Origin of the sequence: Paenibacillus turicensis, assembly GCF_017873435.1 — a bacterium.
GTDB classification, from domain to species: Bacteria; Bacillota; Bacilli; order Paenibacillales; family Paenibacillaceae; genus Fontibacillus; species Fontibacillus turicensis.
The window spans coordinates 84,339-90,854 of record NZ_JAGGKG010000019.1 but is presented as its reverse complement, the minus strand read 5'-3'; the positions used below and the strand labels follow the sequence as shown (position 1 = coordinate 90,854).

Genomic DNA, 6,516 nt, shown 5'->3' with positions numbered 1-6,516 from the left:
TGTTTTGGTAGACACCATTATCTTAAGGGAGTGCTCGTTTTATTTCAAAGACCAAATTTAAGGGAATACAGGAATGCTCTTAAAATCAAATTCCATCCATAATTATACTTAAGTACTAATTACCTCCCATTAATGCTCCATCAAGATCCATTTTTCCAGCTTATCAAATAATATTTTTACAAAAATATCAATTTGAAATACATTTCGTAACAAAAATAATACTTCACACAATATAAAAAGAGTTGCTATTGTAATCATAATCGTCCATTTCTTTTTTTTATCCTCATCCGATTTCTTTTGAATGCTTTTCCATTCAATCCAACTAATTGCAGCAAAAACAATGGCGATTCCGATCATTTTGCTCCCCCTTGCTTAGCAGGCTTCTTTTTACCAAAACGGATAAGATCTACAACAAGATAAAGGATAGGTATTAATTCAGCCACCATTAACATCGTTGCAAAACCTGATGTCTCTAACTCTAAAAATTGTGCACTAGATTGAACTACGACTAAGGACATCAATGCAACAGTAGCAACCACAGGCAACACGATTGGCCTTGATTCCTTTAGTCCTAACATCTGACTAATCACCGTCGCAACGACGTACATAATAAAGCTGATTTTAATAAATATACAAATTACCCATAAAATAATTAATAAAGGATCTAACGTTTCAAGAAAAGATCCACTCCGCATAAAACGAAGCAGCTCTAGATCAGGATAGTTGAAGTTCCCTGCCAAATCGGGACCAAAAATAAGCAGTAACGGGATAAGGTGACACATAATGGTTACAACAGACACACCACCCGCTGAGCTTATAATTTTAAAAATTTTCTTGTCCATTGTAAGATGAGGAATGATAAAAATAATAAATACCACCTCACCAAAAATAGATGCGGCTGTATAACTTGCTGCCCACGTATGAATAAAATCAAGATGGTTAATTAAAGCCTTTGCCATATACCATCTTATATTATCACTTACAAATAAAGGAATACTTAGAAAAGCAACAATAACAATTGGAAATAGTCCTTCCGCCGCTCGGAAAACTGTTGTCACTCCTGAGTAGGCTATATAGGCAATAATTAGAGCACATAACGTTATAATGACCCAAGTTGGCGTACCAATTAAATAAAAATGGATTAAAAAATCACTAAGCTGCCACATGTTGATGATAGCGATGTAGATTAAAGCCATTGTCATGATCAAAACAAAAATCGGATGAAGCCATTTGCCAACAATTCTCTTCCCATATATTACGAAAAACTCATTTGGCCGACGCCGCGCTAATACAATCATCGGATATATAATTACTAGTGCTAAAAGATAACCCAAAATTACACTCAACGGCCCATTATAACCACCTAATATAATAATGTTGCTGCTTATAAATGCAATCATTGTTGTAAACAATTGTATAGCGATAAGTTTGAAAACCTGCCCTTGTGTAACTTTTGCTTCCATTTTGTATGCCCCCCTCAGCCCTTCCTAATACCTAAATACGTACTTATTTATCAATATTGTCTAAGTATCTCTTGAGATCATCCTTTTTATTCCACTCTTGCTTTAAAGAGAGGACAACACTCTTAACTAATGAAGCATCACTGCCATGGATAAAATGCACTAAAATCTCAAATACTAGGTAGGCTTCACTGTTGTAAGGAGGGATTAAGATGAATGAAACGGATTTAAGTATTCGACTTCAATGGTATAAAACAAAGCTGGAAAACTGCTCAGATGTTATATTTAATACATTTCTAACTAAAAGCCAACATCGTTGTGCTCTTATCTATATCCAAGGCATGTTTGATAGTGTTACATTACAAAAAAATTTGTTAGCATTACTAGATGAATATATCTCGTTACATGAAGATACCTTTGTGCAAGATATTATTGAAAACAATCAGCTCTTTATTTCAGAAAATAACGTATATTGCGATTTAGAAAAAGGTCTAGATGCAATTATGAATGCACATGGTCTTCTTATCATTGATGGGAACCCTTATATTATTGAAATTCCCTATACCGATTTTGAGAAACGTTCTATTGAAGAAGCGGCTAATGAATCCGTCATTCGTGGCTCTCGTGAGGCATTTGTTGAAAGTATTCAAACTAACCTCACCCTAATTCGTAGAAGAATTCGGAATCCAAAATTAAAAACAGAGCAAATGATTATTGGCAAACAGAGTAAGACCATTGTTGTGATTACATATATTGAAGGAATATGCTCGGAGAAATTAATTAAGGAAATGAAAAGAAGACTATCCTATATTGAAATTGATGGTGTGCTTGGCTCTAGCTACTTGCAGGAGTGTATTCAAGATACACCCTATTCTCCATTTCCTCAGGTGCAATATACGGAGCGACCGGATACAGTTTGTGCTTCTTTATTAGAAGGAAGGATTTCTGTATTAGTAGACAACACCCCTATTGCCTTGCTTGCTCCAGTTACGCTGCCGATGTTATTACAAGCCGCAGAGGATTATTATCAATCGTTTATATTCGCCTCTTTTATTCGAATAGTTAGATTGCTATTTTTTGGAATATCCCTATTGCTACCGTCACTATATATTGCAGTAACAACATTTCATCCTGAGATGATGCCCTTTGACTTACTCATCTCCGTTTCAGCCTCAAGAGAAATTGTTCCATTTCCAGCTTTAATGGAAGCTTTTATTATGGAAATGGCATTTGAAGCGCTTAGAGAGGCATCGATTCGTATACCCAAATCAATTGGGCAAGCTGTGTCTATCATAGGTGCGCTTATTATTGGAACGGCAGCAGTACAAGCAGGAATCGTATCCGCAGCGATGGTCATTATCGTTTCTTTGACTGGGATCGCCTCTTTTATTATTCCTAATTTTGACCTGGGACTTTCCTTTAGACTTCTACGCTTTCCAATCATGCTGCTTGCTGGATTTTTTGGAATATTTGGTATTACCTGTGGCTTGCTTGTTATATACATTCATATGATTAATTTAAGCTCATTTGGGGTGCCTTATCTTTCTCCATTTACCCCAATGAATAATGGAGATTATGAGGATACCTTAATTCGAACACCATGGTGGCGTATGAAATATCGGCCAAAAAATTTTTCCACTCATAATGCTATGCGTCAGTCAAATAAAAGTCGGGATTGGCGTTACAATCAACAAGGAGAAAATGCAGAATGAAGCAAACAAAAATTCACCTTCTAAAGCTGATTTTGGTCGTTGCTGGTTTATCCATTTTGCTTAGCGGCTGCTATTCATCTATTGAATTAAACAATCGAGCATTTGTATCCTTAGTCATTATTGACCAGAATAAAAATGGAATTGATCTTACTTTAGGTTTTCCACTAACAACCAAGCTCATTCCAGGGCAACCCCCATCTGGAAGTGGAGAGCTAGCCAAAAATTTCACCTTTGTAACTCAAACTGGTGATACTATCGAAGATGCGTTTCAAGCTATACAGTCTGATGTATCTAGAAGAATTACGTTTAGACAAGCTCATAACATTATAGTAGGCAGTGAGTATGCTAAGAAAGGGATTGGTGAAGTATTAGAGTTTGCCTCCCGCAACCCTTATATGCGACTAAACAACAATATATTTATGATCGAAGGCAATGCAAGGGAGCAGCTAGCTCAAGCCCCAATTTTTTTCGAACGTTTCCCAGTAACAGTATTAGAATCTTACATTGAAAATAGTAATTTGCTTGATGTAACAGTCAGGGACTTTCTATTGTCAAATGCTACTGGTGGAGATAGCTTAGTCCCCGTGTTAGATTTTGAAAAAAGAAACTCTTTAGCTGATCCTCAGATCAAGCCAAGCTTAGGGGCAGGAAGATCTGCTATATTCCGAAAAGGTAAATTTATTCCGCCAATCCTTGGCCTTGATGAAACTCGTGGGGCATTAGTTGCTTTATCGCAAATAAAGGATTTAATGGTGAGTGTGGATTCGCCTACAGATAAAAAAAAGATTGGAATCATCTTTCAATCATTACAAACAAAAATCAAACCTGTATTTAACAATAATAAGTTAACAATAAGTATGTCTACGAAAGGGGAAGCCAATGTTATTTCCTCAGACTCAAATATTAATTTACATGATAAAAATGCTTTAAATAAGCTCAAGCAAACTTTAGAGGAGCTAGGCATTAACAGCACGAAAAACTTAATGAATAAAACACAAAATGTTGGGGCGGATGTACTCGGAATAGGGGATTATGTTTCTGCTAAATATCCAAAAAAGTGGGCGAAAATCGAAAAGGATTGGCGTAACTATTACAAAAACGAGGTTGATTTTAACATTCAAGTACTTATCAACATTAAACGTTCAGGTTCAACTTCACAAGCAGTTAAAGATAGATTTGGGTTAGATTAAATCTTCCAAAAAAAGGTACAGCCCTAAGTAAAAGCTTCATTTACTTAAGCACTGTACCTTTTAATATGTTACCTTATCCCAATTTTTCCTTATTAGCTAACAATTAGCTATATTTTAAATTGAGCAATAATTGCTTTTAACTGTGTCGCCATATTCGATAAAACTTGAGCAGATGAAGAGATTTCCTGCATAGACGCAAGCTGTTCCTCCGCGGAAGCTGCAACCTCCTCCGAAGTTGCGGCATTACCAACAGCAATGGAGGATAATTCACCTGCTGAAGCGGTGATTTGTTGTACACTTGCTGAAATCTGCTCAGCCGTTGCTGCAATTTCATCAATTTGTGGTGAAGTCTCTTTAATTCCTTCAAGGCTTTTTTCAATTTTCTCCATTGTCACTGCGGAGACTTGAAGTCCTTCCTGTACATCCTCTGTCGCTTTTGTCATCGTTTTTACAGCTTCATTTGTATCATTAAGCACGAGTGTAATTAGCCCTGATATTTGTTTCGCTGATTCTGCTGATTGCTCCGCTAGCTTGCGCACCTCTTCTGCAACTACCGCAAAACCTCTGCCATGCTCACCCGCACGCGCCGCCTCAATCGAGGCATTTAAAGCTAATAAATTAGTCTGATTAGCCATTTCACTAATCACGGTTGTAATATCACCAATTTGCTTATTTCGTTGATACAAGGTTTGTAGAGTTTGGTTAGAGTCTGAAACAGATTGATAAATTGCATTCATTTGATTGTCTGTTTGAATTAATGATTCGCTACCTTCCTCAGCCTGTTTAGAAGAAGCCCTAGCTAAATCTGCAACTGAACTGGAGCGTTCTGCGATCAACATGACGCCTTTAGATATTTCCTCTAACGCAGTTGTATTGTGATCCAATCCAACCGTTTGCCGTTCTGCACCTCCTGCAATTTCTTGAACGGCCAATGCCACCTGCTCACTTGCCGCACTTGTCTGCTCCGCACTCATCGTTAGATCATCTGAGGACTGTGCAACATGATTGGTGGTCTTGGCTACCTCATCGATTAATGTCCGAAGCTTCTGCTGCATTGTATGGAAGGCATGTCCAAGCTGTCCAATCTCATCTTCGGTTTTGACTTCAATTTGCTGCGTCAGATCACCTTCACTAACAAAAATAGCTTGCTTTTTCAATGTACTTATTGGTTTTACGATCGAGCGAATAATAAAAATCATAGCGCCAATCCCGATCACTAAACATACAAATAACGTGATCAAGGTTTTGTTGGTAATTGGTGAAACTGCTTCCTCTAATTCAGCGTTAACAAATGTCCCTGCGATTTTCCAGCCTGTTAATTCATTTGTTTTATACACTAAATATTTGCTGATTCCATCTGTGTCTTCATATTGATATTGGTTTTCAGGAGCATCATACATTTTTAGCTCATAAGCTTCTTTAGCTTCCTCTCCGGCTTTCTTGGATGGATGGGTAATAAAGCTTTTGTTTCTATCAAGCAATGTTGCATATCCTGCTTTACCAACTTTAATTTTGCTTACATTTTCTGCAATCGTGTCTAGCTTAAGGTCAATTCCGATTACACCAGAGCCATCCGCAGTTGCCATTGAAACAGCTACCGTAACTCCCTCTATCCCAATCGCAGAATAAGGTTCACTAATTACAGCTTTGCCTTTCTCCTTTATTGCAGCTTCATACCATGGACGTTTCGAAGGATCATAATCTTCAGGCATTTTCGTGTCAGGAGACGCCACAAACTTTCCATCCTTAGTACCAAAATAGATTTGACTTACTTCAGGATGTAATGCGGCATAATCATCAAAATATTGCTGAATCTCTGCACGTTTTTGTGACTCATCTAATAAAGTTGAATTCAAGCGCTTAGAGAAAAACTCAGCATCGTGGAGTTTAGGCTCAACACTCATATCAATCAACGAGTCAAGCGAATTCACTGACTCCCTTGCACTGCCTATCAACTGCTCCTTAATCGTATCACTGGCAGTATTCGTAGCTAATAGTCCAATCACACTTGATGGAATCACAAGGATAAGCACAAAAGATAATATCATTTTGGTCTTAAAGTTTTGAACGCTTAGTCTACTGAACCACCTTTTAATTATCCCCATAAGATGCCCCTCTTCCTCTCGCATTTTCAGATGTCGAAATGACTCGAAA

5 protein-coding genes are annotated in these 6,516 nt (G+C 37.4%); 2 read left to right on the top strand and 3 right to left on the bottom strand.

The features are described 5' to 3' along the window. Nucleotides 1-129: 129 nt before the first annotated feature. Complete coding sequence (locus J2Z32_RS17650; protein ID WP_210090508.1) at nt 130-357, bottom strand: hypothetical protein; 228 nt, start codon at nt 355-357, stop codon at nt 130-132. Beyond that, entirely contained in the window at nt 354-1,463 is a 1,110-nt protein-coding gene (locus J2Z32_RS17645) for a GerAB/ArcD/ProY family transporter (RefSeq protein ID WP_210090507.1), read from the bottom strand. Before J2Z32_RS17645 ends, J2Z32_RS17650 begins: the two co-directional genes overlap by 4 nt. Before the next feature lie 209 nt (nt 1,464-1,672). Between J2Z32_RS17645 and J2Z32_RS17640 the strand changes: the two genes are divergently transcribed. Both J2Z32_RS17640 and J2Z32_RS17635 read left to right on the top strand, forming a co-directional pair. After that, the gene (locus tag J2Z32_RS17640; RefSeq protein ID WP_210090506.1) at nt 1,673-3,172 is read left to right on the top strand and encodes a spore germination protein; all 1,500 of its coding nucleotides are present in this window, start codon (nt 1,673-1,675) and stop codon (nt 3,170-3,172) included. Beyond that, complete coding sequence (locus tag J2Z32_RS17635; RefSeq protein ID WP_210090505.1) at nt 3,169-4,362, top strand: Ger(x)C family spore germination protein; 1,194 nt, start codon at nt 3,169-3,171, stop codon at nt 4,360-4,362. Before J2Z32_RS17640 ends, J2Z32_RS17635 begins: the two co-directional genes overlap by 4 nt. Before the next feature lie 107 nt (nt 4,363-4,469). On the opposite strand, the gene J2Z32_RS17630 is transcribed toward J2Z32_RS17635, so the two are convergent. Continuing rightward, on the bottom strand, nt 4,470-6,467 hold the full coding sequence (locus J2Z32_RS17630) for a methyl-accepting chemotaxis protein (RefSeq protein ID WP_210090504.1): 1,998 nt from the start codon (nt 6,465-6,467) through the stop codon (nt 4,470-4,472). Nucleotides 6,468-6,516: the final 49 nt, after the last annotated feature.